At 50.8% G+C, this 325-nt stretch carries 3 tRNA genes; all 3 read right to left on the bottom strand.

Going from position 1 to position 325, the window contains the following annotated elements:
- A tRNA-Gly gene (locus tag FC652_RS20350) sits at nt 1-76 on the bottom strand.
- A gap of 25 nt (nt 77-101) precedes the next feature.
- Nucleotides 102-188, bottom strand: a tRNA-Leu gene (locus FC652_RS20345).
- 60 nt (nt 189-248) lie between these two features.
- Nucleotides 249-324: transfer RNA gene (locus tag FC652_RS20340), tRNA-Gly, on the bottom strand.
- Between the last annotated feature and the right edge of the window lies 1 nt (nt 325).

Raw genomic sequence — 325 nt, 5'->3', positions numbered from 1 at the left:
TGGAGCGACACACGAGGTTCGAACTCGTGACCTCAACCTTGGCAAGGTTGCGCTCTACCAACTGAGCTAGTGTCGCATTTGTTCTTACGAACGAAATTAAATGGTGCCCCGGGCCGGACTTGAACCGGCACGACTCGAAAGTCGAGGGATTTTAAATCCCTTGTGTCTACCAATTTCACCACCAGGGCACACAAAACTTGTTACGGCCTTCGCCATCTCGATATCGCTTAACGCCATATCTTTAAATTTGGAGCGACACACGAGGTTCGAACTCGTGACCTCAACCTTGGCAAGGTTGCGCTCTACCAACTGAGCTAGTGTCGCA

Source organism: Vibrio sp. 05-20-BW147 (genome assembly GCF_013369385.1).
Lineage (GTDB): Bacteria > Pseudomonadota > Gammaproteobacteria > Enterobacterales > Vibrionaceae > Vibrio > Vibrio floridensis.
Note: the sequence above shows the minus strand (reverse complement) of the source record. Positions and strands in the feature narration are given on the sequence as shown.